Origin of the sequence: Rhodopila sp. (assembly GCF_965276935.1) — a bacterium.
GTDB lineage: Bacteria > Pseudomonadota > Alphaproteobacteria > Acetobacterales > Acetobacteraceae > Rhodopila.
In genome coordinates this window covers 460,537-484,985 of record NZ_CBDIBS010000001.1, presented here as the reverse complement: position 1 = coordinate 484,985, position 24,449 = coordinate 460,537, and the positions used below count along the sequence as shown (strand labels likewise).

Annotated in this window: 27 protein-coding genes; 10 read left to right on the top strand and 17 right to left on the bottom strand. The window is 64.1% G+C overall.

The window, feature by feature from the left end:
* Positions 1-403: 403 nt before the first annotated feature.
* On the bottom strand, positions 404-1,018 hold the full coding sequence (locus ACQY4S_RS02215) for a carbonic anhydrase (RefSeq protein ID WP_428483548.1): 615 nt from the start codon (positions 1,016-1,018) through the stop codon (positions 404-406).
* A gap of 377 nt (positions 1,019-1,395) precedes the next feature.
* Between ACQY4S_RS02215 and ACQY4S_RS02210 the strand changes: the two genes are divergently transcribed.
* Genes ACQY4S_RS02210 through ACQY4S_RS02195 form a run of 4 tightly spaced genes read left to right on the top strand, consistent with a single transcriptional unit; the run spans position 1,396 to position 5,562 of the window.
* A complete protein-coding gene (locus tag ACQY4S_RS02210; protein ID WP_428483547.1) occupies positions 1,396-2,421 on the top strand; it encodes a DNA polymerase III subunit delta' in 1,026 nt (341 codons plus the stop codon).
* On the top strand, positions 2,418-3,953 hold the full coding sequence (gene metG / locus ACQY4S_RS02205) for a methionine--tRNA ligase (RefSeq protein ID WP_428483546.1): 1,536 nt from the start codon (positions 2,418-2,420) through the stop codon (positions 3,951-3,953). Before ACQY4S_RS02210 ends, metG begins: the two co-directional genes overlap by 4 nt.
* Positions 3,953-4,774 (top strand): TatD family hydrolase, encoded by an 822-nt coding sequence (locus tag ACQY4S_RS02200; RefSeq protein WP_428483545.1) that lies wholly within the window; start codon positions 3,953-3,955, stop codon positions 4,772-4,774. Before metG ends, ACQY4S_RS02200 begins: the two co-directional genes overlap by 1 nt.
* Positions 4,771-5,562, top strand: a complete 792-nt coding sequence (locus ACQY4S_RS02195; RefSeq protein ID WP_428483544.1) for an MBL fold metallo-hydrolase — start codon at positions 4,771-4,773, stop codon at positions 5,560-5,562. The genes ACQY4S_RS02200 and ACQY4S_RS02195 overlap by 4 nt, the downstream gene beginning before the upstream one ends.
* Positions 5,563-5,847: 285 nt before the next feature.
* Here ACQY4S_RS02195 and ACQY4S_RS02190 read toward each other — a convergent pair whose 3' ends face one another.
* Complete coding sequence (locus tag ACQY4S_RS02190) at positions 5,848-6,360, bottom strand: hypothetical protein (protein ID WP_428483543.1); 513 nt, start codon at positions 6,358-6,360, stop codon at positions 5,848-5,850.
* Positions 6,361-6,416: 56 nt separating this feature from the next.
* Between ACQY4S_RS02190 and ACQY4S_RS02185 the strand changes: the two genes are divergently transcribed.
* The 3 genes from ACQY4S_RS02185 to ACQY4S_RS02175 all read left to right on the top strand — a co-directional run bounded on the left by ACQY4S_RS02185 (position 6,417) and on the right by ACQY4S_RS02175 (position 9,089).
* Complete coding sequence (locus tag ACQY4S_RS02185) at positions 6,417-6,767, top strand: hypothetical protein (RefSeq protein WP_428483542.1); 351 nt, start codon at positions 6,417-6,419, stop codon at positions 6,765-6,767.
* A 253-nt stretch (positions 6,768-7,020) separates the two neighbouring features.
* On the top strand, positions 7,021-7,827 hold the full coding sequence (gene mazG / locus ACQY4S_RS02180; RefSeq protein ID WP_428483541.1) for a nucleoside triphosphate pyrophosphohydrolase: 807 nt from the start codon (positions 7,021-7,023) through the stop codon (positions 7,825-7,827).
* A gap of 197 nt (positions 7,828-8,024) precedes the next feature.
* Positions 8,025-9,089 carry an NAD(P)H-dependent flavin oxidoreductase gene (locus ACQY4S_RS02175; RefSeq protein ID WP_428483540.1) on the top strand — a complete coding sequence of 355 codons (1,065 nt, stop codon included), beginning with the start codon at positions 8,025-8,027 and terminating at the stop codon, positions 9,087-9,089.
* A 165-nt stretch (positions 9,090-9,254) separates the two neighbouring features.
* Here ACQY4S_RS02175 and ACQY4S_RS02170 read toward each other — a convergent pair whose 3' ends face one another.
* The 14 genes from ACQY4S_RS02170 to ACQY4S_RS02105 form a co-directional block, all read right to left on the bottom strand.
* Entirely contained in the window at positions 9,255-9,677 is a 423-nt protein-coding gene (locus tag ACQY4S_RS02170; protein ID WP_428483539.1) for a hypothetical protein, read from the bottom strand.
* A gap of 105 nt (positions 9,678-9,782) precedes the next feature.
* A protein-coding gene (locus tag ACQY4S_RS02165) for an IS630 family transposase (RefSeq protein WP_428483117.1) occupies positions 9,783-10,852 on the bottom strand; the annotation gives its coding sequence in 2 pieces (ribosomal slippage) (positions 9,783-10,366 and positions 10,366-10,852; 1,071 coding nt in all).
* Between the two features lie 218 nt (positions 10,853-11,070).
* The gene (locus ACQY4S_RS02160; protein ID WP_428483538.1) at positions 11,071-11,310 is read right to left on the bottom strand and encodes a hypothetical protein; all 240 of its coding nucleotides are present in this window, start codon (positions 11,308-11,310) and stop codon (positions 11,071-11,073) included.
* A gap of 117 nt (positions 11,311-11,427) precedes the next feature.
* Complete coding sequence (locus ACQY4S_RS02155) at positions 11,428-11,781, bottom strand: hypothetical protein (RefSeq protein WP_428483537.1); 354 nt, start codon at positions 11,779-11,781, stop codon at positions 11,428-11,430.
* Positions 11,782-11,939: 158 nt separating this feature from the next.
* Positions 11,940-12,713: a molybdopterin-dependent oxidoreductase gene (locus ACQY4S_RS02150; RefSeq protein WP_428483536.1), complete on the bottom strand. Its 774-nt coding sequence runs from the start codon at positions 12,711-12,713 to the stop codon at positions 11,940-11,942.
* Positions 12,710-13,384, bottom strand: a complete 675-nt coding sequence (locus ACQY4S_RS02145) for a cytochrome b/b6 domain-containing protein (RefSeq protein WP_428483535.1) — start codon at positions 13,382-13,384, stop codon at positions 12,710-12,712. Before ACQY4S_RS02145 ends, ACQY4S_RS02150 begins: the two co-directional genes overlap by 4 nt.
* 160 nt (positions 13,385-13,544) lie before the next feature.
* On the bottom strand, positions 13,545-14,489 hold the full coding sequence (locus tag ACQY4S_RS02140; RefSeq protein WP_428483534.1) for an alpha/beta fold hydrolase: 945 nt from the start codon (positions 14,487-14,489) through the stop codon (positions 13,545-13,547).
* A 22-nt stretch (positions 14,490-14,511) separates the two neighbouring features.
* On the bottom strand, positions 14,512-14,652 hold the full coding sequence (locus tag ACQY4S_RS02135; protein ID WP_428483533.1) for a hypothetical protein: 141 nt from the start codon (positions 14,650-14,652) through the stop codon (positions 14,512-14,514).
* A gap of 55 nt (positions 14,653-14,707) precedes the next feature.
* Positions 14,708-15,172, bottom strand: coding sequence for a DUF1348 family protein (locus tag ACQY4S_RS02130; protein WP_428483532.1), 465 nt, complete (start codon positions 15,170-15,172; stop codon positions 14,708-14,710).
* Complete coding sequence (locus ACQY4S_RS02125) at positions 15,169-15,351, bottom strand: SDR family NAD(P)-dependent oxidoreductase (protein WP_428483531.1); 183 nt, start codon at positions 15,349-15,351, stop codon at positions 15,169-15,171. Before ACQY4S_RS02125 ends, ACQY4S_RS02130 begins: the two co-directional genes overlap by 4 nt.
* Positions 15,351-15,737 carry a nuclear transport factor 2 family protein gene (locus ACQY4S_RS02120; RefSeq protein ID WP_428483530.1) on the bottom strand — a complete coding sequence of 129 codons (387 nt, stop codon included), beginning with the start codon at positions 15,735-15,737 and terminating at the stop codon, positions 15,351-15,353. The genes ACQY4S_RS02125 and ACQY4S_RS02120 overlap by 1 nt, the downstream gene beginning before the upstream one ends.
* 174 nt (positions 15,738-15,911) lie before the next feature.
* Positions 15,912-16,406 carry a YkgB family protein gene (locus ACQY4S_RS02115; RefSeq protein ID WP_428483528.1) on the bottom strand — a complete coding sequence of 165 codons (495 nt, stop codon included), beginning with the start codon at positions 16,404-16,406 and terminating at the stop codon, positions 15,912-15,914.
* 142 nt (positions 16,407-16,548) lie between these two features.
* Positions 16,549-17,946 carry an FAD-dependent oxidoreductase gene (locus ACQY4S_RS02110; protein ID WP_428483527.1) on the bottom strand — a complete coding sequence of 466 codons (1,398 nt, stop codon included), beginning with the start codon at positions 17,944-17,946 and terminating at the stop codon, positions 16,549-16,551.
* A gap of 41 nt (positions 17,947-17,987) precedes the next feature.
* On the bottom strand, positions 17,988-18,848 hold the full coding sequence (locus ACQY4S_RS02105) for an alpha/beta fold hydrolase (RefSeq protein WP_428483526.1): 861 nt from the start codon (positions 18,846-18,848) through the stop codon (positions 17,988-17,990).
* Positions 18,849-19,161: 313 nt separating this feature from the next.
* On the opposite strand from ACQY4S_RS02105, the gene ACQY4S_RS02100 reads away from it, so the two are divergent.
* Complete coding sequence (locus ACQY4S_RS02100; RefSeq protein ID WP_428483525.1) at positions 19,162-20,067, top strand: LysR family transcriptional regulator; 906 nt, start codon at positions 19,162-19,164, stop codon at positions 20,065-20,067.
* A 740-nt stretch (positions 20,068-20,807) separates the two neighbouring features.
* Complete coding sequence (gene thrC, locus ACQY4S_RS02095; RefSeq protein ID WP_428483524.1) at positions 20,808-22,217, top strand: threonine synthase; 1,410 nt, start codon at positions 20,808-20,810, stop codon at positions 22,215-22,217.
* An 84-nt stretch (positions 22,218-22,301) separates the two neighbouring features.
* Here thrC and ACQY4S_RS02090 read toward each other — a convergent pair whose 3' ends face one another.
* Positions 22,302-23,681: a sugar porter family MFS transporter gene (locus ACQY4S_RS02090; protein WP_428483523.1), complete on the bottom strand. Its 1,380-nt coding sequence runs from the start codon at positions 23,679-23,681 to the stop codon at positions 22,302-22,304.
* Between the two features lie 600 nt (positions 23,682-24,281).
* Here ACQY4S_RS02090 and ACQY4S_RS02085 point away from each other — a divergent pair.
* A complete protein-coding gene (locus ACQY4S_RS02085; RefSeq protein WP_428483522.1) occupies positions 24,282-24,437 on the top strand; it encodes an SDR family oxidoreductase in 156 nt (51 codons plus the stop codon).
* Positions 24,438-24,449: the final 12 nt, after the last annotated feature.

Genomic DNA, 24,449 nt, shown 5'->3' with positions numbered 1-24,449 from the left:
GCGCCGCGCGCGTAATGGACGGACAGGCACTGGACATATCCGACGGCGCCTGTGACGCAATCTTCTCGATTTTCGGCGTCATGCTGTTTCCGGACTGGCGGAGGCCTGCGTGAATTCGCAACGGCTTGGTGTGCATGCCATCTACCGCCCCGGTCGCTGTCGGCCGTCGCGATCGTAAGGCCGGAGCGTGAGACCGAGGGGGTCGTGCGCTTGTTGCTATTCGCCAATCGGGGCGGTGACGCCCACTTACCTGGAAAAGGATGTTGGAAAGCTAAATTCACCGCGGCGCATGACGCGATAGCACCGAGAATAGTTGATGCCTGAACGTGCGAAGTCGCTGACAGTCGACCGTCAAACGCCAGCTTCCAGTCTGAACGGACCTAGAGGAGTGAGGGCATCGGGACTACGTCAGCAACGATACTCGCCCACTTGCCAACTCATAAAACCCGGAAACCACCTTCAATCTTCCGGCTGTCATCCGTTCGGCGATCACTGGCGACGCGGTGCGCAGCAGATCGGCCTGTATCTGAGCATTGGCTTTGATGGCCGCATCAAGGTTGGATCCGGCGCGCTCCACCGCGGGGCGGATCGGCGCATACAGGGCACTGATCTGGCCGGGAGCGGGCTTGGCCGCGATCGTTGCCTTCACCGCACCACAACCCGAGTGGCCGAGCACAACGATCACCGCGACCCCCAGAGAAACGACACCATATTCCAGGCTGGCGACAATCTCGGGCGTGCAGAAGTTGCCGGCGACGCGGGCGACAAAGACGTGGCCAATGCTCTGGTCGAACAGCAGTTCAACCGGCACGCGGGAATCCGCGCAGGACAGAACCGCCGCGAACGGTTCCTGCTTGGCGATGGTGTTCTGCTTCAGGATGGCCAGGTCTTCCTGAAACGAAACAAGCTTTCCGGCGACGAAGCGGGCGTTCCCGTTCATCAGCTCCGCCAGTGCCGCATCTGGCGTCAAGGCGGTCTGCGCCCGCACCGGATGACTGAAGGCATCGAAGGCGATCACGGATGCCACCGATCCCGCCATGAAGCCACGTCGCGAGACGTCGCGCCGCCCAAGTGGGTGACAGCATGGACACGCGCAAAGCCCCGACCGTGAGTGGTCGGTTCGACAGACCGACGATTGCGGCATTGTTCTCTCCTCATGTCGCACACTATCGCGCGACCTTGCAGCCATCCACCGGTCTACGCCTGCCACCTGCTCTATCCCGAGCGGCCCGTTTACGTAAATGCCGGGATTAGCTGATCGGCTCCAGACGATCTGAGGCAAGAGACACCCAGCAACCTCTGGAATCGTGCTTAGATAGATTGGCGGATGCAACAAGATCCCGACGAGCGATGGCCAGCATGACGCGCGTGGAAAACCTTCGCTATAACCTTTCGATGCCCGCTCCCGAACCGCGCGCCAATTCCATCTTGCTTGGCCACGAAGCCGCCGAGGCGACCCTGCTGGACGCAGTCCGCGCCGGCCGGATGCATCACGCCTGGCTGATCACTGGACCCGAGGGCGTCGGCAAGGCCACCCTGGCCTACCGCTTTGGCCGCCGCCTACTCGCCGGCACGCCCACTGCGGACTCGCTGGCCCTCGATCCCGCCAACCCGGTGTTCCGTCGTGTGGCGGCCGGTTCCCATGCCGATCTGCTGACGGTCGAGCGCGTCGTGAACGAGAAGACGCGTCGCATGAAAACCCAGATCGCGGTGGACGATGTTCGCCGGATCAACGGCTTCATGTCGCTGACACCAGCCGAGGGCGGCTGGCGGGTGGTCATTATCGATGGTGCGGAGGACCTGAACCAGGCTTCCGCCAACGCCCTGCTGAAAGTGCTGGAGGAACCGCCGCCGCGCGCCATCCTGCTGCTGGTCTGTGCCGCCGCCGGCCGTCTGCTGCCAACCATCCGCAGCCGCTGCCGCCGCCTGCGGCTTTCGGCCCTGGCGGATCAGCCGATGGGCCAACTGATGACCCAATACCTGCCTGACCTCAACGCGGACGAGCGCGGCCGGCTGGTCAGCCTCGCCGAAGGCTCGCCAGGCCGAGCGATCATGCTGGCCGAGGAGGAGGGGCTGGCGATCGCGGGCATGGTGGACAAGCTGCTGGCCGAGGTTCCCGCCATCCCGGTCGCCCGCGGCTACGAAATCGCCGATGCGCTGGGACGCAGCGAAACCGGGTTCTCGACGTTCATGGATCTGATGCGCGCCGGATTGGCCGCGGCGGTGCGGGAAAGCGTGCGGGGCAGGGCAGATCCCGAACAACAGCGGCTGGTGGCGTTGCGCCCGCTTGATGCCTGGGGCGACCTGTGGCACGGGCTGACGCGGCTGCAGGACGAAACCGAGCGCTTCGCCCTGGACAAGCGCCAGGCGATCGTGGCCGGAATCGGCATGCTCAGCGAACCCACCCGAGAATTAGCATGAAAACGAAGTTTTATGCCACGACCCCGATCTATTATGTCAATGGCGCGCCGCATATCGGGCACGCCTACACCTCCATTGCCGCTGACGTGATGGCACGCTTCAAGCGGCTGGATGGGTATGATGTTCGCTTTCTGACCGGCACGGACGAGCATGGCCAAAAAGTAGAGAAGGCAGCGCATGATGCCGGCGTTGATCCGCAGACCTTTACCGATCAGATTTCCGCCGACTTCAAGGCGATGGCCGACGCCATGGGTGTGTCGTACGATGACTACATCCGCACCACGGAGCCGCGGCACAAGGCTTCCACCGCTGAACTATGGAAGCGGATCGAAGCCTCGGGCGACATCTACCTTGGTCACTACGAAGGCTGGTATGCGGTTCGCGATGAAGCCTTTCACGATGAGTCGGAACTGACGAGGCGACCGGACGGATCGTTCGTCGCGCCTAGCGGCGCGCCGGTGGAGTGGGTCCGGGAACCATCCTACTTCTTTCGCCTGTCCGCATTTCAGGATCGGCTGCTGAAACTTTACAACAACCAGCCGGAGTTCATCGCACCGTCGTCGCGCCGCAGCGAAGTCATCAGCTTCGTCAAGGGCGGCTTGCGCGACTTGTCGATCAGCCGGACGACGTTCAACTGGGGCATCCCGGTGCCGGATGCGCCGGGTCACGTGATGTATGTCTGGCTGGACGCGCTGAACAACTACCTCACCGCCTGCGGATTTCCGGACGAAACCGGGCCGCTGTGGCGGTACTGGCCGGCGGACGTGCACTTCGTCGGCAAGGACATCATCCGTTTTCACGCCGTGTATTGGCCGGCGTTCCTGATGGCCGCCGGTTTGTCCTTGCCGCGACGCGTATCCTCCAATGGCTGGTGGCTGATGGACGGCGAAAAGATGTCGAAGTCGCTGGGAAACGTCGTCGAGCCGCGCAAGCTGGCGGAGATCTTCGGTCTGGATCAGTTGCGTTATTTCCTGTTGCGGGAGAAGCCGTTCGGCGCTGATGGCTCGCTCAGCCATGCCGCGATCATCAGCCGGATCAATGTCGATCTGGCGAACGACCTCGGCAACCTGTCGCAGCGCTTGCTGTCCCTGATCGCCCGCAACCGCGGCGGCGTATTGCCCGCGCGTGGCCCGTGGACCGAGGACGATACTGGCCTGCTGACGGCGGCTGATGCGCTGCCGGACCTGGTGCGCGCCAACATGGACCGCCAGACTTTCCATGAGGGGCTGGAGGAAATCTGGAAGGTGATCCGCGCCGCCAACGGCTATATCGACCGTCAGGCGCCGTGGGCGCTTAACAAGACCGACAAGACCCGCATGGGTGCCGTGCTGCGGGTGCTGGCGGACACGCTGCGGGTGGTGGCGACATTGCTTCAGCCGGTCATGCCCGGCAGCATGGCGCGAATGCTGGACCAGCTCGGCGTGCCACCGGACGCCCGCGATTTCGCCGCGCTGACGACCCCGCTGGCGGACGAAATTACCTTGCCGCCGCCGCAAGGCGTGTTTCCTCGGTATGTGGAGCCGGCTGCCTGATGCTGATCGATTCGCATTGCCACCTGGATTACTACACGCCCGCCGAACTGCCCGAGGTGTTCGCCCGCGCCGCCGCCGCCGGCGTGCAGGAGATGGTGACGATCGGCACCACGCTTGACCAGTCTCGGTGCCTGCCGCCGATGACCGAGACGCACCCGAACCTTTGGTGCACCATCGGCGTTCATCCGCACCATGCCGCCGAAGCGCCGATCCCGACCCCGCAAACCTTGGCCGACATGGTTCGGCATCCGCGGGTCATCGGCATCGGCGAGTCTGGCCTGGACTACTTCTACGACAAGGCCCCGCGCGACATTCAGGCGGAGAACTTCCGCGCCCACATCCGCGGCGCCCGCCTGGCCGGCGTGCCCTTGACGATTCACGCGCGCGATGCCGACGACGACATTGCCTTGATCCTGCGGCAGGAGCGGGACAGGGAAGGAGGGTTCGATTTCCTGCTGCATTGTTTCAGTTCCTCCCGCCAGTTGGCCGAAGCCGCGGTGGAGATGGGCGGATACGTCAGTTTCTCCGGCATTCTGACCTTTCCCCGTTCGGCGGAACTACGTGAGATCGCCCGCGACGTGCCGGCCGACCGGCTGCTGGTGGAGACGGATGCGCCCTACCTCGCCCCCGTCCCGTTCCGCGGCAAGCGCAACGAGCCGGCCTGGGTCGCGCATACCGCGCGCGTACTGGCCGAGCTGCGTGGCCTGACGCCAGAGGCGTTGGCCAGCCTGACGACCGGTAATTTCCGCCGCCTGTTCCGAAAGGCGTCTTCCGCCCAAACGTCAGCACGCCAGACGTCAGTACGCCAGACGCTGCCATGAAGGTGACCTTGCTGGGGACCGGCGGGTCCGCCGGCGTGCCGATGATCGGCGGTGCCGACGGTAGCGGCGACTGGGGCGCCTGCGACCCGGCCGAACCGCGCAACCGGCGCACCCGTTCATCAATCGTGGTCGAGAGCGATGATCATCAACGGCTTTTGGTCGATACTTCGCCCGACATGAGGCTTCAGCTACTCGACCGCCAGGTGCCGGGTGCCGATGCGATCCTGTTTACTCACGCGCATGCGGACCACATAACCGGCATCGACGATGTGCGCATCCTCAATCGGATCGCCAACCGCCCTCTCGCGGCCTTTGCGACACAGCCGACGCTGGACGAGATCATCCGCCGCTTTGGCTATGCCTTCAGACCCTGGGATCCGCCGTGGTTCTATCGTCCTGTTCTTGTTGCAAATCCGGTCGAGCCGACCGACACGATCGAGACCGCCGGCCTGACGATCCGCCTGTTCAAGCAGCAACATGGCCGGGTCGAGACCCTGGGCCTGCGGATCGGCGGCTTCGGCTACTCAACTGATGTCGTGCAGTTGGATGACGCTGCTTTCGCCGCGTTGAACGGCGTCGAAACCTGGGTGGTGGGCTGTTTCCTGCGTCAGGGACCGCATTCGACGCATGCTGACCTGACCACGGTGTTGAGCTGGGTCGCACGATTGAAACCGCGCCGCACCGTACTGACGCATATGGGCACCGAGATGGACTGGGCCTGGATGCAGGCGAACCTGCCGCCGGGCGTCGATCCGGGCTATGACGGAATGGTGCTGACCATCGGCTGAACCTCCGGGATGGATCATGCACGCGCTGGCAGACTGCGATACAGCGGGTCGGAGTGAATTTGGTATGACGTCAGAGCACACTTCCAGGTTGACTGGAATCCCCGGAACCGCTTCCGGATATCGATAAAGGACGCGGAGCGGCTTTAGGTGAGGCCGCGTCAGCCTGAGCAAGACACGCTCTCGTGGATAAATCCAACGGATAGGTCCGTTGAATTTATCCACTAGGCTCTGATTTCGTAGGCCGATTCACCTAACGCTTGGAAACCAAGCGTCAGGATCGGACCACTAGCTCGGCGTCTTCCACGGCTTCCAGCCTGGTATTACGAAGACGACCGGCGACCAGAACAGGCGGTATGACCGGTTAAAGCGGATGTCCATACGGATCGGCGTGCCATCCGCCTCGTAGCAGATCAGGGCGCCACGGCCTTCGTCGGTGGCATCGGCCATGACCTGCTCGATTTCAACGAATTGGCGGCTGCGCTTGCTGACCAGCATTAGTTTCCATTGTCCGGCGCGCGTATAGGCGCCATCCGCGCTGTTGTACTGGAACTGGCGGTCCTTGTCGGACTTGATCTCGACATCGCCGACGCCGGCGGCGAAGCCGCGGGAGGATCCGCCAGACATCTTGCCGGCGATGCCAAGCTGGATCCAGGGCGAGCGCTGGCGCGGCAGCGCGTCCAGCAACTGGCGCGCGTCGTCGACGCTGAAGGTGGCGTCATCGGCGTAGATCAGTCGGTCGACAATGGCGGCGATCAGAAAGCGGTCGATCATGCGGAGCCCGCGAATGGAAGCAGCCATGCGGTTGCCATGAACTTGAGGAAACCCGCAAGGGCCGATATAGGAGTTAACATAATATGCATTATGCGGCATTATGGTGGCTTGGGATGCTTTGCATCGCGCCGAATGACGGCCAAGGGTGTCTGCCCATCATGTCGGCGATCGGCCCGAAATCCAAGTTTGAGTCTATGCCTGGAAATGCGTGGATGCCGACCTCTGGCTGCATGACGAACGCGTATCGCCCGGCAACCAAGCCTTTTGCGGCTGGGATCAGTATTTGGGCCTGCCTCAACACCATGTTGATCGATCTGCTCAAGTGTCTTGGATACGTCGTAGATCAAGCATTGGCATCACCGCCGCCCATAGCGGCATTCTCCACGCGAGAGCGGGTTTCGTCCAGCCTTGTGGGCATTCTTTCAGCTGCGTGACCTTGAGGTCATTATCAAATAGCTCACGTTGGCGTGAGCACAAATAACATTAATTTGCAATAATGTTTTTGTTAATTTACAATTATAAGTCGCCCTAAATAATGGTCACATATACTATATCACAACCTATAAAGCCGAGGTCGGCTGTTATGCATAATTGTTACTTTAAAGTACTATATTTCGGGACAGAGCGCCGAACACATGGCTGCCACGGGGACTTGCGCCGAACGGATTGCTTCACTATCCGCCAGTCATGTCCAATCCCGCCGCCTCGGCCGAAGCCGAACTCCGCCGTCTGCTCGACATCATGGCCGCATTGCGCGACCCCGACACCGGCTGCCCATGGGACAAGACCCAGACGTTTGCCACCATCGCGCCCTACACGATCGAGGAAGCCTATGAGGTCGCGGACGCCATCGCCGAACGCGACTTCGCGACACTATCCGATGAACTCGGCGACCTGCTGTTCCAGGTTGTCTACCACGCCCGCATGGCGGAAGAAGCCGACCTGTTCGACTTCGCCACCGTGGCTAGGTGCATCAGTGACAAGATGATACGCCGTCATCCTCATGTATTCAGTGAGGCAGCGGATCGGGACGCCGCCGGCCGGCCGGCGGCGTGGGAGGCCCAAAAGTCGGCCGAACGGGCCGCTCGGCGGCAGTCTGCCACGCTGGCCGGGGTGCCGGCCGTCCTGCCCGCCTTGACCCGTGCCGTGAAGCTGACCAGCCGCGCCGCCGCTGTCGGCTTTGACTGGAACGATGCCGGCCAGGTGCTGCTCAAGCTGGACGAGGAGGTTCAGGAACTTCGCGCCGAACTGCCGGACGCCGATCCGGCAAGGCTGACCGATGAGGTTGGCGACATGCTGTTCGTGCTGGCCAATCTGGCCCGCAAACTGAAGCTCGACCCGGAGGCTTGCCTGCGCCACGCGAATGACAAGTTCAGCCGAAGATTTACTGCGATGGAGCAGATCCTCGAGGCGCAAGGCCAAGCCTTGGCGGAACTATCGCTGGGGCAAATGGAAGCCGGCTGGCAGCAGGTGAAGGCGACGGAACGGGGTTAGGATGCGGCCAAGTCGGTCAGGCTGAACGACGGCCTCAGGCAAGGCAACGCAGGGTTGCGGCCATGTCGGCAAAGCCAACGCGGTGGTAGCCTCTCGCCGCGGGCCGGAGACCTTCGAGAGCTTGTGGCAGCGGATAAAAGCCGCCGAACGCGGCCTTGGCCTGTTGATCGTCAAGATACCACTACCGGGAGTGAGCCATGCCAATGAACCGCGCCAACGCCTTCTGTCAGCGATTTGGACTGCGCCTGCCGATTCTGCTGGCACCGATGGCAGGCGCCTGCCCGCCATCCCTCTCCATCGCTGTCGCGAACGCTGGCGGGCTGGGTGCCTGCGGTGCGCTGCTGATGCAACCGGACGAAATCCGCGCCTGGGCCGAAACAGTCCGCGACGGCAGCAATGGCGCCTTTCAGATGAACCTCTGGATCCCCGACCCGGCACCGTCGCGCGACGCGGCGCACGAGGCGCGCCTGCGCGACTTCCTCGGCCGCTGGGGACCGCCGGTTCCGGCCGATGCCGCCGACCTGGCCCCACTGGACTTCGCCGCCCAGTGCGATGCCATTCTGGCGGCGGGGCCGCCCATCGTGTCGTCCATCATGGGCCTGTTCCCGCCTGATTTCGTCGTCCGCATGAAAGTCCAGGGCATCGCCTGGTTCGCCACCGTCACCACGCTTGCCGAAGCCCGTGCGGCGGAAGCCGCGGGCGCCGACGTGGTGGTGGCGCAAGGCGCGGAGGCCGGCGGTCATCGCGGCAGTTTTGACCCTGCCGAAGCCGAACGCCGCCAAGTGGGGTTGTTCGCCCTGCTGCCGGCGGTGACGGATGCCGTGCGGGTCCCTGTGGTCGCCACCGGCGGCATCGGCGATGCCCGTGGCGTGGCGGCGGCCCTGTTGCTGGGCGCCAGCGCGGCGCAGATCGGCACCGGCTTCCTGCGCTGCCCGGAGGCGGCGATCCATCCCGTCTGGGCCGAGGCAATCGGTCGGACGGCACCGGAGGACACGCTGGTCAGCCGAGCCTTCAGCGGCCGCGCTGCCCGCGCCATTGCGACAGACTATGGGCATGCGGCCAGCGCGCCGGACGCGCCGGCACCCGCCCCCTACCCCGTGCAGCGCGGCCTGACCGGCGTCATGCGCGCCGCCGGCCAGACAGCCGGGGATTTGCAGCGGATGCAGGTCTGGGCTGGACAGTCTGCCGCCATGGCGCGGGCGGAGCCGGCGGCCGAAGCCGTCCGGCGCCTGTGGGACGGAGCGCGGGCGCTGCTCGGCTAGGGTGTCCCGTCTTCACCGGATTCCAGCTTCGTCGACTGCTTCGCCCCAGGCGTCGTGTCCGGCCGCAAGTCTGGCGCCGAGATGGTCAGACTCTGCAATATCAGTCAGCCAATCGTGTCACGCCTTGCCTCGCAGCATTACCCGCTCGGCATCCGACAAGGGGCGCTAGTGCTGCCATAAGGTAATGATCGCGCCACCCGTCAGAATAAACAGGCCGCCGACAATAATTCGCAATGTCGGCGCAGTTCCGAAAGCCACGAGGTTGATGATCTGCCCGACGACAAAAAAGGTCGCCACGTACGCACCGATCAGGCGTCCCCAGTCTAGCGGCGCAAGGTTGAGGCTAAGGCCGTAGCCGTAAAGGATGACAGCGCCCGCAAGCATCAGCGCGACGCGTGCCGAAATGGAATGAGATCGCAGACCAGCGCGAATGATTGCATCGCCGCTTGCCTCAAGAGTGGTAGCCGGGGGTTCGGTAGCAGCGGAACCAAAAATGCATTTCAGCCGAGCGCGGCCGCCGCTTCCGACCTTTTCCGGACCTTCGTGCCCGGCCTGTCGAGCGCCGCTTGGGAGGAAGTGGCAATCCATTGGCAAAGCACGGAACCGGCAGCGTCGCGGCTGTTCGAACAGGTGTGTCCTGGCGAGGGTGGAGAGCGGCTCTGCTAGCCCGTCATCTCCATGATACCAAACGACTCATGAGGTGACCGTTTTTGCCCAGTCCCGTGTGGCGATTGATCGGATACGCTCTGGTGCGGCGATGAGTTTGTTCCAAGCCACGCAGCATGCGTCGATGATCGCTTCAGAGGTTGCGTAGACGCGGTTGCTGAGGTCGTTCTGTCGCAGGAATTCCCAGACGTTCTCGACGGGGTTCAACTCCGGCGAGTAGGGCGGCAGGTGCAACAGCCCGATATTCTCGGGCACCTCCAAGCGGTCGCCCGTCTGGTGCCATCCGGCGCCGTCCAGCGTCAGCACGGCGAACGCACCTTCGGCGACCTGGGTGCTGATTTCCTGCAGGTGCAGGTTCATCGCGTGGACGTTGGCGTGCGGCAGCACGAGCCCAGCCCCGACGCCCCGCGCCGGGCAGACCGCGCCGAACAGGTAGGCCCAGTGGTAACGCTGATCCCGCGGTGCTGTGGGGCGGCTGCCGCGTTCCGCCCAGATGCGGGTCAGGCTGCCTTGTTGACCAACGCGGGCTTCGTCCTGCCACCAAAGCTCGATCGGCTTGCCGTGCGCGGCCGGCGGAATGGCAGCCGCGACCAGTTCGGCAAAGTTTTTTTATGCGCCTGCTGCGCTTCGGCATCCGCCTTGGGATGACGCGGCCGAACCGAGATGTGGCTGAACCCCAATGCCGACAGAATCCGCCCGACGCTGCGCTCATCCATCAGGACAAAGAAGCGCGCCAGGATCCGCTCCCGCAGGTCGCACAACCGCCAACGCACGACGCCATCTTCAGCAACAGTCGGCTTTTTGCCAACCCAGATCGCCAGTTGCGCCGTCTCCTCGACAGACAGTTTCGCCGCCGCCCCGCCGCCATGCGGACGGTCTGATAGACCCGCAATGCCGTGCTCGTTATAGCGGATTACCCAGTCGCGCAGCGTCTGCCGGTCCATCCCGCAGGTGTTCGCGGCATCCGTCCGGTTATGACCTTCCAGCACCAGCGCCAGCGCCAGAAGTCGCCGCGCCACCGGCGCCTCGGTTGTGCGGCCAGCCTGCCAGCGCAGTGCGCCGGCATCGTGCTCCCGTCGCGTGATCTGTATCGTCATGGCTGTTCCACCCGTCATCAAGCTGGACCAAACCACCACGACGCCCCGAGCCGGCGGAAATCACGTACGAGTCAGCTCATTTGTCGGTTGGTATGAGCACGCGCTGGAATGGTGGTCGGAAATGGCGAGTTCCCTTCGAAGGGGTTGCTCAGGGCCACGACCACCAGCAGCACCAACACACCGGACATCCTGCTGCATCTCCGCCGGCCTGGGTCCGCTCAACCGCTCAACCCGAACAGCAGCTGGAACACCTCCTCCCCCAGCGACGCTTCGTGACCGGTGACGGCTTCCGGCTTGTTGTAGCCCTCGAGCGCCAGCATGGCGACGGGGGCAAGGAGAACGGCGTAGGTCGTTCCCACGACCGTGAACACCGCGGAAGCGACCGCGTTGTGCAGCACCCGAGCCTCGTGCGGGATCAGGTTGCGGGCCGTCCACTCGCCGATCATGGCGCCGATCACGGCACCTCCCGTCAGCAACAGGCCGGACCGCCAGAGTGCAGTTCCGCGACCGCCTGGGGGACACATCATCACCATCCGGCTCGCCCCCTTCAAGGCCGTACAGGCCGTCAGCGATGCTCAGTGGGAGGGTTTGGCAAGGCCGACTTTGATGACCGCGTCGGGGGACAGCGGCGCGGCGATCCCGGGCGAGAAGGTCGGCAGCTGCCTTAGCTGAGCCGGGGTGAAGGCGTCGACTTCGACCACCTGGCCCAGCAGTACCAGGGCGTCCACAGGCACGGACACCGGCCGCGACCCGAAGCCCAGGAAGCCGCCCAGGTTGATGACCGCGGCGAGGGTGCCGTCGGGATCGCGGACAATCTGTTGCAGCGTGCCCAGGAAGTTCTGGCTTTCGACCGGCTGGATCACGTCGCGCCGCAGCAGGTCGCCGACACGAACGGGCTGGGGAAAGCGCATCGCCGCCGACGCGGCCATGCTCATGCCGGGGGGTGGGGGCATTCCGCCCGGGGTCGGGCTCTGCGCGGACGCCGTGCGTGCCGCAAGCAGGAGAAGCGCGGACGCGGCGACCAAGCGGTGCCCGCCCGCCCTCCGCCGCCGTAGCGGGGCACCGTTCCCGGCGCCAATGGGCGGTTTCATACGCCGGCGAACCAGGGAAAGCCGAGCTTTTCCCAGTAGCCGCCCGGATAGGTGTTGGTCACCTCGATCGCAGTGATCCATTTCGGGTTCTTGTAGCCAAGCTTGGTCGACATCCGCAGTCGCAGCGGGTAGCCGAACGGGTCCGCTAGCGTGTCGTCCGCATACCGGGTCGCTAGCAGCGTCTGCGGATGGAGGGCGGTAGCCATGTCGATGCTGCTCGGGTAGTCGTCGGCCGTCTTGAACGCGACATACTTGGCGTGCAGGTCCGCCCCCACCCGTTCGAGGAAGGTGCGCAGCGGTACGCCCGTCCATTGGCCGATGTAGTCCCACCCCTCCACACAGATATGCTTGATGATCTCCGTGCGCTGCGGCAAGGCGTTGATCTGTGGCAACGTCCAGGGCCGCTTGTCGGCGATCAGGCCGGACAGATCGAGACGCCAGTCCGTTCCGTTGACCGGCTTCACGTCCGTCACGTCGTAGTAGGCATTAAACTTGGGCGGCTTCAGCACCATCGACGCCGGGTAGGTGGGCGCAAGCTTGTTCGGATCGAACAGCCACGCCTGCGCGCCGTCGTTCAACCTGGAGATCGCCAGCAAGGCGGCTTCAACGGATGCGGGCCGCGTCACGTCGCACCCGGTCAGCATGGTGAGGGCGCCGAGCGAGAGGCCGCCGCGGATCAGTCCGCGCCGCTCCAGCGATCGCAGCAACGGACGGTGATTATCCAGGACCGCGGGATCGGGCCGCTTGCGGGGCCGGAAACGGGAGTTCATCGCATCCCCTCCGGCGCGCCATGACCGGATGGCCCCACGCGTGGGCCACCGGTCAGCATGGCCCACAACGTTTGCGGCACCAGCAACGCCAGTAGTACGTGGACGACCAGGAAGCCGACGATCACCGACATGCCGGCAAAGTGGATGAACCGTGCCCACTGAAAGCCGCCCAGCAACGAGACCAGGCGCGAGAACTGGATTGGTTTCCAGATCGCCAGGCCGGTCACGACTTGGGAGACGCCGGCCAGGATCACGACGATGTAGAGTATCTTCTGGACCGCATTGTAGGTCGTGAGGTCGTTGTGCTCGATCTTGAGCCGAAGCGTGTCACGCACGGTTTGGATTACGTCGTGCAAGCGGATCGGCAGGAGCCGCTCGCGCAGCCGGCCGGTCAGCACGCCGTAGATCAGGTAGCACAGGCCGTTGATCGCCAGGAGCCACATGCCGGCGAAGTGCCAGTTCAGGCTCCACGCGGCCCAGTCGCCGAGGCGCAAGCCTTTGGAGAAATGCAGCCCGCGTATGATCACGGCGTCGTCGTAGATGCCCCAGCCAGAGGTGATCATGACGAGCATCGCCACGGCGTTGGTCCAGTGCATGACCCTGACCGACCAGGGGTGCAGCCGCCGGCCGTTGGGGTGGGCCGTCCGCCGCTGCGCGACCGCGCCGCTCACCGTCGTATTTCCGTCTTGCGATTGGGGTCAGCTCGGTGGGTATGGAACATTGCGTTCGCCTCCTGAAAGGGCGGGCAGATCGTCGGGTGCCTATGAAAGTGCAACTCTTCCTCGACTTCGCCGTGCCGCGCTTTCGGAATAGTCAGTGTGACCTCGACGCCTAGCCCGGATGGCGCGCCATGAAATCGAGGATGAGGTGGGCAATCTCGTCGTTCTTCTCCTCCAGCGCGAAGTGGCCGGCGTCCAGCAGATGAATCTCCGCGTCCGGCAGGTCGGCGCGGAAGGCCATCGCACCCGCCGCGATGAAGGACGGATCGTTCGCGCCCCACGCGACCAGCGTCGGCGGCTTGTGTTCGCGAAGCCACGCCTGCCAGGCCGGATAGGATGCGACGTTCGTGCGGTAGTCGTAGAGTAAAGCCGCTTGGATTTCGCGCTGACCGGGTTGCGAGAGATGGGCGAATTCGTCGGTCCAGCTATCCGGGTCGTAAGCCTCCGGATGAGAGGTGCCGGCTAAGTGTCGTTGCTTTGTCGCCTCATAGGAAAGAAAGCCGTCGACGACCTCTGGATGCCCCTTCGGATCGGCCCAGAACTGCGCAATCTTCGCCCATTTCGGTCCAAGCCCCTCTTTGTAGGCGTTACCGTTCTGGACGATCAGCGCGTGCAATCGCTCAGGATGAGCCAAGATGATGCGGTAACCGATCGGCGCCCCGTAATCGAACAGGTAGAGCGTGTAGCGGGTGATCTTGAGTTGCTCGAGCAGCGCGTTGATTGTACCGGCGAGATGATCGAAGGTGTAACTGTACACTGCCGGCGACGGCGCATCGCTCTGGCCGAAACCTGGGAAATCCGGTGCGACGATGTGATAGCGCGTTGCTAGCAGAGGGATCAGCATGTTGTATCCCCGCGAAGACGAGGGGAACCCGTGCAGCAGCACGATGGTGGGCGCGTCCTTGGGGCCCGCCTCCCGATAAAAGATCCCGACGCCGGCGACCTGGGTGCGGTGATACGTGGTCGTCGCCGTGGTCGAGGAGATGGGGGTTGCCGCCGCCGCGGAGCCCGCAAGCGCCGCGCCAAGGATCGCGGCCCCGACCGTACGAGGGTTCATTGTCTTGCTCCTTCCGGTAACGTCAGACGCATGCGTGCGTCTGGGCGAGGTCCACCGCAGCCCGCTTGGCCTGCTCAAGCACGCCCTGATACGTTTGGGCGGCCTGGATCGATTTGGACTGCTCGCCGCGAAGGGTGGCTTGGATGAAGACCAGCTTAGTCATGGCAGCTTACCTTTCGACCCCGATGGAAATCGCCGGTGCATGAGCGAGCGAGGCGTCAGAGGCCGAGGTCGCTGAGGCCTGGGTGGTCGTCGGGGCGGCGACCCAGGGGCCAGCGGAAATGCCGTTCGGCCTCGGCGATGGGATGTTCGTTGATGCTGGCAAAGCGCGCGGCCATGAGGCCGTCGGCGTCGAAGCGCCAGTTCTCGTTGCCGTAGGCGCGGAACCAGTGTCCGCTGTCGTCGCGGTATTCGTAGGCGAACCGCACCGCGATGCGATCCCCGGCAGAAGTCCAGAGCTCCTTGATCAGCCGGTAGTCCAGTTCCCGGGCCCACTTGCGGGTGAGGAAAGCCTGGATCTTCTCGCGGCCGTTCGGGAACTCGACTCGGTTTCGCCAGTAGCTGTCGGGCGTGTAGGCCAGGACCACCCGCGCCGGATCACGCGTATTCCAGGCGTCCTCCGCGGCCCGCACCTTCTGGATTGCGGTCTCTTCGGTGAAGGGGGGAAGCGGGGGACGGCTCATGCATATTCTCCGCATGCTCGGGTCGGCATTCCTGCCGCCCTAACCGCATCAGCTGTCTCGATCAGGATTTCCTGTGTCCGCGCCACCAGCGCCACGGCGCTGAAGTCGCGGGCCAGGCGGATGGCGGTCGCACGTCCGATGCCGCGGCTCGCGCCGGTGACGATGGCCACACGGTTCATCAGACGCGGGCCTGGGCGACCGCCAGCGTGTCGATATACTGGCGGAAAGTGTTGATTTTGCCGTAGCTGACGGTCCAGACGTGGGCGTAGGGTGCTTCTGAGGTCTTGCCGGTAACGCGGTGGACGCCTTTGAAATCACCAAGCGACACCACGGTCTCGCCTTCGGTGATGAACTCGGTGGGCACGAGCGAAAAGCTGGTCCACTCCGCCACCAAGGGCTTGAACAGCCCTTCCGCGACAGCACCGGGACTGCGGCCTTCGACCTTGTAGTGCCACATGGTGGTCCACTGGATGTCGGGAGCCATCAGGCCCAGGGCGCCAGGGGCGTCGCCGGCGGCAAGCTTGTCGTAGAAGTCGCGGATGACGTCTGTTGGGTTGGCGGTCATGGTCGGCCTCGTTCATGAAAGGTTGCGCTTAGCAGCCTCGAAACGCAGGTATAGCCCGGCGCCGAAAAGGGCGTGCTGCTGCGGCAGGGGTCAGCGCAGATGCTTGGCGAGGACGTCGCGTGTGCGGATCGCGGCGTGCGGGGCGTTTCGCCTGAAAGCTTTTCGCGACTTGGTTCATCGGAGTGTACGAGCCGCGACCAATCGCGAGGCATCCTGCTTGAGCAGGTAGAAGGAGACCGCCAGCAGGACGAGATCCTTTAGCAGGAAGGCGCTCGTGATCGACATGGATGGGAACCCCCCTGCCGCCTCGTCCCAGCCACCAGGAGCGAACGGGAAGATCGTGACCGTCGCGGTGAAGGTGGCGATGGAGCCGAGAGCTCCCAGGATACCAAGCCTCTTGTCCCAGAACCCCAGGAACATCAGCAGCCCGAACGTCCACTCGGACGCGCCGAGCAGGATCGAGGTGCCCCGGACGCCCAGGACCGGTATCGTCCAGAAGATCAGCGGGCCGTGGTTGATCAGCGGGACGAGTTGCTGGATTTCCTCCACGTGCCATTTGTCCCAGCCGAACCATGCGAAGATGATCACCATCGCGACGCGAAGCAGGTGATAGTCGAGGTCCCGCCTGAGCAGGCCGAACCTGCTTAGAATGTCGACGATGAAGTTCACGATGATGCTTCCAGAATTCCGGGAGAGATCGACCGGCGTCGGGATGCGGCTCCATTCGGGTGCACCCACGCTCGATGGGTTGCCTGCCGTCGCCGTGCCGGGCCGTCGTGCGACCGCTGGCGCGTCAGAGAGCATGACATGCCTAGGCCGACCGCTCGGGCATGCCGGCAAACAGCAGCCCGAGCCCTTCCGCATAGGTGAGGTGGGAAATGACCGCGTCACGCAGCTTCGTGTAGGGGAGGCCAGCGATCATCGCGACCTGGACGGCCGCCATGACATCGCCGGCCTCCGCCCCGATCATCGTAAAGCCCAGCACCCGGTCGTCGTCCGCCCCGACCACGGCCTTCATCCAACCCTGCGTTTCGTCCGTCGCTTCCGTGCGCAGGACGCGTTTCATCGGCAGGTTGGCGACATGGACCGGGATATCCTTTCGCCTCGCCTCGCCTTCGGACAAGCCGATGCGGGCGAGAGGCGGCTCGGTGAACATAACGTAAGGAATTAGCCGGTCGCAGGTCCTGCGGTCCCCGCCGGCCATGTTGTCCCGGACGATCCGGAAGTCGTCGACCGAAACATGGGTGAATTGGGGGCTGCCCGCGCACTCGCCGATGGCCCAGATGCCGGGTGCGTCCGTTTCAAGACGTTTGTTCACTCGTATGAAGCCGCGTGGGTCGAGCGCGACCCCGGTCAGCTCCATCCCGATCCCGGCGGTGTTGGCCACCCGGCCGGTCGCGACGAGCAGGTCGCTTCCCCTGATCGTCTCCTCGCCGTTTGCGGTTCGCACCGTGAGGAACACCGTGTCGCCGGACAGTCCTGCCACTTTGACCGGCTTGGCGCCGGTCAGGATCTCCACACCCTCGTCGGTCAGCAAGCCGAGGATCTCCTCCGCGACATCGGCGTCCTCACGGCTCATCAGGTGCGGGCCCGGCTCGACAATCGTCACCCGGCTGCCGAAACGACGAAACGCTTGGGCCATCTCGATCCCGACATACCCGCCACCGAGCACGAGGAGGTGCGCCGGCAAACGGTCAAGCTCCAGCGCCTCGATGTGAGTGAGTGGGCGGGCGTCGATCAGTCCCGGTATGTCCGGCATCGCAGCATGCGTACCGACGTCGATGACGACCTCCGCCCCGGACAGCGTTCGCGTGCCGCCGTCGTTCAGGGCGACCTCGATCGTCCTGGACCCGGTGAAGCGACCGGTGCCCATAATCAGCTCCGCCCCGCTCTCCTCGTAGGCCGCAAGGTGCACCGCGATTTCGCGCTCGACCATCGCCTGTTTGCGAACGAGCACTTTCCGCATGTCCGTCCGCACCCCCTCGACGGTCGTGCCGAACGGGGCTGCGGTCTGGACGACATGGGCGATCCGCGCGCTCCAAACCTCGTTCTTGGACGGCATGCACGCGACGGCCGGGCAAGCACCGCCTACCCAGCGACGCTCGATCACCGCGACCTTCCTGCCCTTTCTGGCAAGGTGCCAGGCGAGCAGCTTGCCACCCTGACCGCTGCCCAGGATCAATACGTCGACGTTCTCAGTTCTGGACAAGGCAGTCTCCTGATGGTGGGGCGGGCGGCTAGAGCCGGGAGTCAGCCCAGATGCTTGGCGAGAAAGTCGCGCATGCCTGCACCGATCTCGTGGGCGTGGGTTTCCAGGGCGAAGTGGCCAGTATCGACGAAGCGGATCTCGGCATCCGGGACGTCCCGCTTGAAGGCTTCGGCGCCCGGCGGGAGGAAGAACGGGTCGTTCTTGCCCCAGATGGCTAGCACCGGCGGTCGCTTGTCGCGCAGATAGGCCTGTATGTCGCCGTAGAGGGCGACGTTGGTCTTGTAGTCGCCGAGCAGGTCTAGCTGGATCTCGTCGTTGCCTGGGCGAGCCAGGTAGAAGTCGTCGAGGTTGCGGCCGTCGGGCGACACTAGCGCCGGGTCGCTTACGCCATGAGTGTATTGAAACAGCGTTGTCTGCGGGGCCAGGAAGCCGCGCAGGGCGTCACGGTTGGCCTGGGTCGGCTCATTCCAGTAGGCCTGGACAGGAGCGAAGGCCTCGGACACGCCTTCCAGGTAGGTGTTGCCGTTCTGAGAGACGATCGCGCTGATGCGGTCAGGATGAGCCAGCGCCAGACGGAAGCCGATCGGGGCGCCGTAGTCGAATACGTAGATGGTGAACTGTTTCAGGCCCAGCACTTCGGTGAAGCGGCTGACCACTTTGGTGATATTGTCGAAGGTGTAGGCGAAGACGTCGCGGGCGGGTTGCTCAGTCATGCCGAAGCCTGGCAAGTCCGGGGCGACGACGTGGTACTTACCGGCCAGCTCCGGAATCAGGTCGCGGAACATATGGCTGGCGCTGGGGAAGCCGTGCAACAGCAGCACGACCGGCGCGCTCGGGTCGCCGGCGGAACGGTAGAACACCTTCAGGCCGTTGACGTCGACGGTCTCGAAGTGGACGGTCATCACCTGATCTCCTTGATCTTGCGGCCCAGGCCGCCTTGTTTGACGAGGATGTTGTCGGCCCTTCCGGACAGACCGGGCAGCAGTCGAGTTCGGGAAGCAGCCTCCCATTCAGTGGAAAGGCTCAGGCCCCGTAGAGTTAAGACGCCGCAACGCGGTCGTCGGACGAGGCGGATGACGGCAGATTTGGACACGTCTTGAACTGAAGATGAGCGCTGCGATCTGCGGCGGCTCGCGAGCGCTCTGTCTTGTGGTTTCCAATTTTTGCGGGAAGTAGCTAAGGTAGGAAGGTGTCGTTCCACATTCTGGTAGGCCCATGGATCGTCTGGACGCGATGCAGGTGATGCTCACGGCGGTGGAGTGCGGCAGCCTCTCCAAGGCCAGCCGCAAACTTGGCCAGCCACTCGCCACCGTGAGCCGCAAGGTGTCCGAACTCGAAAGCCACTTGAAGGCGGACCTCCTGATCCGCTCGTCCAAAGGCCTGGAGCTGACGCCCGCCGGCCGGACCTACGTCACGTCGGTCAAGACTATCCTGGAGCAGCTGAACGAGGCCGAGCGCTCCGCGGCCGGCGAGTACGCCGAGCCCAAGGGCGACCTTGTCGTCACCGCCCCAACGATGTTCGGCCGGCTGCACGTCCTGCCCGTCGTCACCGCCTTCCTCACGGTGTTCCCCGAGGTGTCCGTCGAGCTGATGCTGACCGACCGAGTGACCCACTTCCTCGACGATCAGGTCGACGTCGCCCTGCGGATCGGCGATCTGCCCGACAGCAGCCTGATCGCGACCCGGCTGGGCGCCGTCCGCCGGGTGACGTGCGCAAGCCCGGTGTATCTCGCTTCGCACGCGGCGCCAGCCGTTCCGCAGGATCTTGCCGGCCACGATGTAATCTCGTTCGAGAGCGTGTCGTCCCCCACCACCTGGCGCTACTGGTCGGACGGGAACGAGCTCGCCGTACCTCTCAGATCACGTCTCAGCGTCAGCACCATCGACGCGGCGATCGATGCGGGCCTGGCAGGCGTGGGGGTGGTCAGGACCATGTCCTACCAGGTTGCCGACTATGTGCGCGACGACCTGCTGCAGCTACTGCTCGAAGCCTACGAGCCCACCCCCCGTCCGGTGCATCTGGTCTACGACGAGCAAAAACGTTTGCCGCTCAAGCTGCGCGCGTTCGTCGATTTCCTCGTTCCGCGTCTGCGGGACCGTCTGACGGCCGTTACGCTGTAGCAGGCTGCTGAAAAAGGCCAAAGATTGGGTGGCTGGTGGCCTTAAGGACCGGGATGTCCGCCATAGCCTGCACGGCTCGTCCATGTCGTAGATCGTCCGCGTAAATCCGCGCCCGCTCCCTACGGGGCGTATGTCCGCTGTCCACCCCAAGCGGTCATAGCTCTATTGAGGTATACCTCATCGGCACACTGGCACGGGATGTTTTCTCCATGCCATTAGGGTCGATTCGGGCTTCCGGAACGGCATCGTTCTCGAAGTCTAGACCCTTATGGAGCAAATCGGTCTGAACTGCATTTTCGGCTCCGCTGCTCCCCGGACCCCCTAGCCAAAACGAGAAACGCGAACGGAATGAAATGGCGCACACCGAGGCCTTCGCAAAAGGGCACCTGCCGGGGAGTAGCAGTTCGAAAAGCAACCGCAGCGCTGCACATTCCTCGATTTTGCGCCAAGTGGAATTCCGAGTTGAGCGGGAAGTCGACCTGTAAGCCAAACGACTACCAACAAACAGGTCTTCCCGGACCAAAGCGACTATTGTGTCTGGCGCGCCGGCAAAACGCGGTGCATGAAATGTCGCGTGTCAGGGTCCAGCGGCAACGGCCTTGATCTCGGTGTCAAAGCCCAATCCCCGATCGGCAGGATTTGTCGCCGCGTGCTCCTGCTTTCCTTCGTCGGGAAATCGCTGGAAATCCACCCAACATTCTCCTCTCCCCGAACCGCATCCAACCGCGTAGAAGACCCGCATGCGCTACATATCCACCCGCGGGCGGGCGCCCGCCCGCGATTTCGCTGATGTGCTGCTCGCCGGCCTGGCCGAGGATGGCGGCTTGTTCATGCCGGAGACCTGGCCGCATTTCAGCCCGTCCGAGTGGCGGGCGATGCGCGGCCTGCCGTACCACGCGCTGGCGGCGCGCATCATGCAGCCGTTCATCGGCGCCGCCATCCCGTTCGCGGTGCTGGAGACGATCTGTCGCGACGCCTATGCAGGCTTCAATCATCCGACGATCGTGCCGCTGGTGCAGCTTGAAACCAACCTGTTCGCGCAGGAACTGTTCCACGGCCCGACGCTGGCGTTCAAGGACTTGGCGATGCAGGTCCTGTCCCGCCTGTTCGATCATGTGCTGACGCAGCGCGATACGCGGGTGACCATCGTCGGCGCGACCTCCGGCGATACCGGGTCCGCCGCGATTGAGGCCTGTGCCGGCCGCGATCGCGTCGATATCATGATCCTGCATCCGCATGGCCGCACCAGCCTGGTGCAGCGGCGGCAGATGACCACGGTGCCTGCCGCCAACGTCGGCAACATCGCGGTCGAGGGCAACTTCGACGACTGCCAGGACCTGGTGAAGGCGATGTTCGCCGATACCGGGTTTCGGCAACAGGTTCGGCTCTCGGCGGTCAATTCCATCAACTGGGCACGCATCGCGGCCCAGATCCCGTATTACGCCGCCGCCGCGCTGGCGCTGGGCGCGCCGGACCGGGAGGTTGCGTTCAGCGTACCCACCGGCAATTTCGGCAATGTCTTCGCCGCCTGGGCGGCCTGCCGCATGGGCCTGCCGGTGCCTCGGCTGACGATCGGGTCGAACCGCAATGACATCCTGACCCGTTTCCTTCAGTCCAACGACATGTCGATCCTGCCGGTCGAGCCGTCCCTGTCGCCGAGCATGGACATCCAGGTGAGCTCCAACTTCGAACGGATTCTGTTCGAGCTGCTGGACCGTGATCCCGAGGCGACGCACCAGACGATGCTGGGGTTCCGCGCAACCGGACGGATGCGCATCGCCGATGCGGTCTGGCACCGGGCGCGCGCCCGGTTCCACGGTTTCCGGTTGGACGATGCGGGCACCGAGGCGGAAATCCGCCGCCTGCATGCCGCGGGCGGTTACCTGGCCGACCCGCACAGCGCGATCGGCATTGCCGCCGCGCGCGCATCGCCGATCGGCGGCGGCGTGCCGACCGTCGCCATGGCGACCGCGCATCCGGCCAAGTTCCCCGACGCGATGGAGCGCGCGATTGGCCACCGCCCTGCCCTGCCGCCGCGCATGGCCGACCTGTTTCAGCGGGAAGAACGTTTCACCGTGATGCCGAACGACCTAGGCGCGGTCGAGGCGTCTGTCAGGGCGCTGGTCGGGCGCAATGCGCCGCGCGGCTGAGGACGGTGCGAGAACAGGAAAACGGTGGAGCCCCCAATGCGCCGAAAGACCCCGTAGCATCAGCCGCCGATACGCCGACAGGTGCTACCTCTGTTCGAGGAGTTTGGCAGGACCGAGCGGCCGTCCTTTTTGGCTCGCACGTTCAAGCCAAAGCGCCTCGACAGCCTCCAGGCTGAGACCCTTGGTTTCCGGCACCAGGGCGCGCGCGAACAGCAGGGCGCCGAAGGTCAGAGCGGCATAAAGGAAGAACACACCTGGACGCCCCAGCAGGTCCACGAGATCAAGAAAGGTCAACGCCACGACAAGGTTGGCGAGCCAGTTCGCGATGGTCGCCGCCGACATGCCGCGAGCCCGGATCGCCAACGGAAAAATCTCCGAGATCAACAGCCAGAAAACCGGCCCTAACCCGATCGCGAAAAATCCGACATAGGCTGCCAGGCTTGCCGCTGTCAGCCATCCGAGTACGGAGCCGCTGCCAAGCAGGAAGCCCAGCGCCAGTAGGCAGAGGCTCAAGCCCATGCCGGCGAGGCCGGTCAGAAGCAGAGCCCGCCGGCCGAGGCGGTCGACCAGCCAGATCGCCACCAGCGTCATGACCACGTTCACCACGCCTATGCCGGCGGTCGCAAGGATCGCCGCGGAAGCGGAGGATAGACCGGAGGCCTGGAAAATCACCGGTGCGAAGTAGATGACTGTATTGATGCCGGTCACCTGCTGAAAGACTGCTAGGCCAATCCCGACGATCAGCGGCAGCCGTGCCGCCGCATGGCCAAGCCGGCTTTGCGGCAAGGTTTGCACATCGCTTCGGAGGTCGGCCCGCAGTTGCTTCACCTCGGCTTCAATGTCGGCGCTGCGGCCACGCAGCCGACGCAGCGCGGCACGCGCCCGATCGGCATGCCCGTGACCCGCGAGCCACCGTGGTGTCTCCGGCAGGATCAGCATCCCCGCAATGAGGATCACGCCGGGCACAGCGCCCAGACCCAGCATCCATCGCCATGCGCCGCTGGCGGCAAAACCATAGCCGATCAGGTAGGAAACCAGGATGCCCAAGGTGACGGCAAGCTGATTGAAGGACACCAACGCGCCGCGTTCACGCGCGGGAGCGATCTCCGCGAGGTAGAGCGGGGTCAGCATGGAGGCGCCACCGATGCCAAGGCCGACCAGCAGGCGGCCGGCGAGAAGCTGCATGAGGCTGGCCGCCAAAGCCGACACGATCGCGCCGACGACGAATACGCCGGCGGTCGCCAGCAAGGTTGGGCGCCGCCCGAAGCGATCCGCCAGCCGTCCCGCGATGGCCGCGCCGCCGGCGGCGCCGGCCAGCGCGATACTGGTCACCACGCCCAACATCAGGCTGGAAAGGTGGAACGCCTCACGCAGGAACAGCAGTGCTCCGGAGATGACGCCGGTATCGTAGCCGAACAACAGCCCGCCAAGTGCTGCAGTTGCGGCAATCATGACGACGTGCATTGAAGGACTCCATTGAATACTGCCATTAGACCTCAGCGCTTTACTTCTGACGTTCGCTAATCGTCAGGATCTCGTGCAGGTCTGAGGTATCGATCTGCTGACAGCCAAGCTGCCTCGACCAGATTTCCAAGGATGATGGTCGCGTGAATCCGCAGGTCTGGCCGCGCGTCCTTTCATCACCCTGCCCGCACCTGGCGGACTAGTCAAATTATCTAGTCGCGGCGGATGTTTTGACCATGTGGGACAGATGCTCAAAAAGCCTGCCGGCTGTGCGGAGGCGCCGAAAAAAGGGGCGCGAAGACGTCGGCTGTGCATGACGCCAAACCACATTGAGCAATCCAAGTGTCTGGTGTCTTGCAAAAGTTGCGGTCATTGCTGACCGCAAGCATGCAACTTGCGATGAGCGATCGTTCCGGATCCAACAATTCAACCGCCGTGGCACAGCTTAACAGCAACCGCCTCCCGCACGCGCCCCTATTATCATGTCTTGCCGACTAGCCTCCGCTCGTCCCCGGATAAAACTCCGCCATCGGCAGCGTGGTCGCGCTGGACCTGGCTAGGGGTTGAACGGCCATCGCCATTTAGTCCGGTGGCAGCCCCATGAGCCGGCTGGCATACGAGCGTATTGGCAGACCTAACGATAGCGCGCAGGCTGCGGTTTCGCTTGCGTCTGACTCTGCCATCGACGTTACGGGTGCAACACCGTTTGTTGATGGCGGAATGACGCTGTATCGTGGTTTCGCCCCGGGCGACTGATCGCTGAACCCT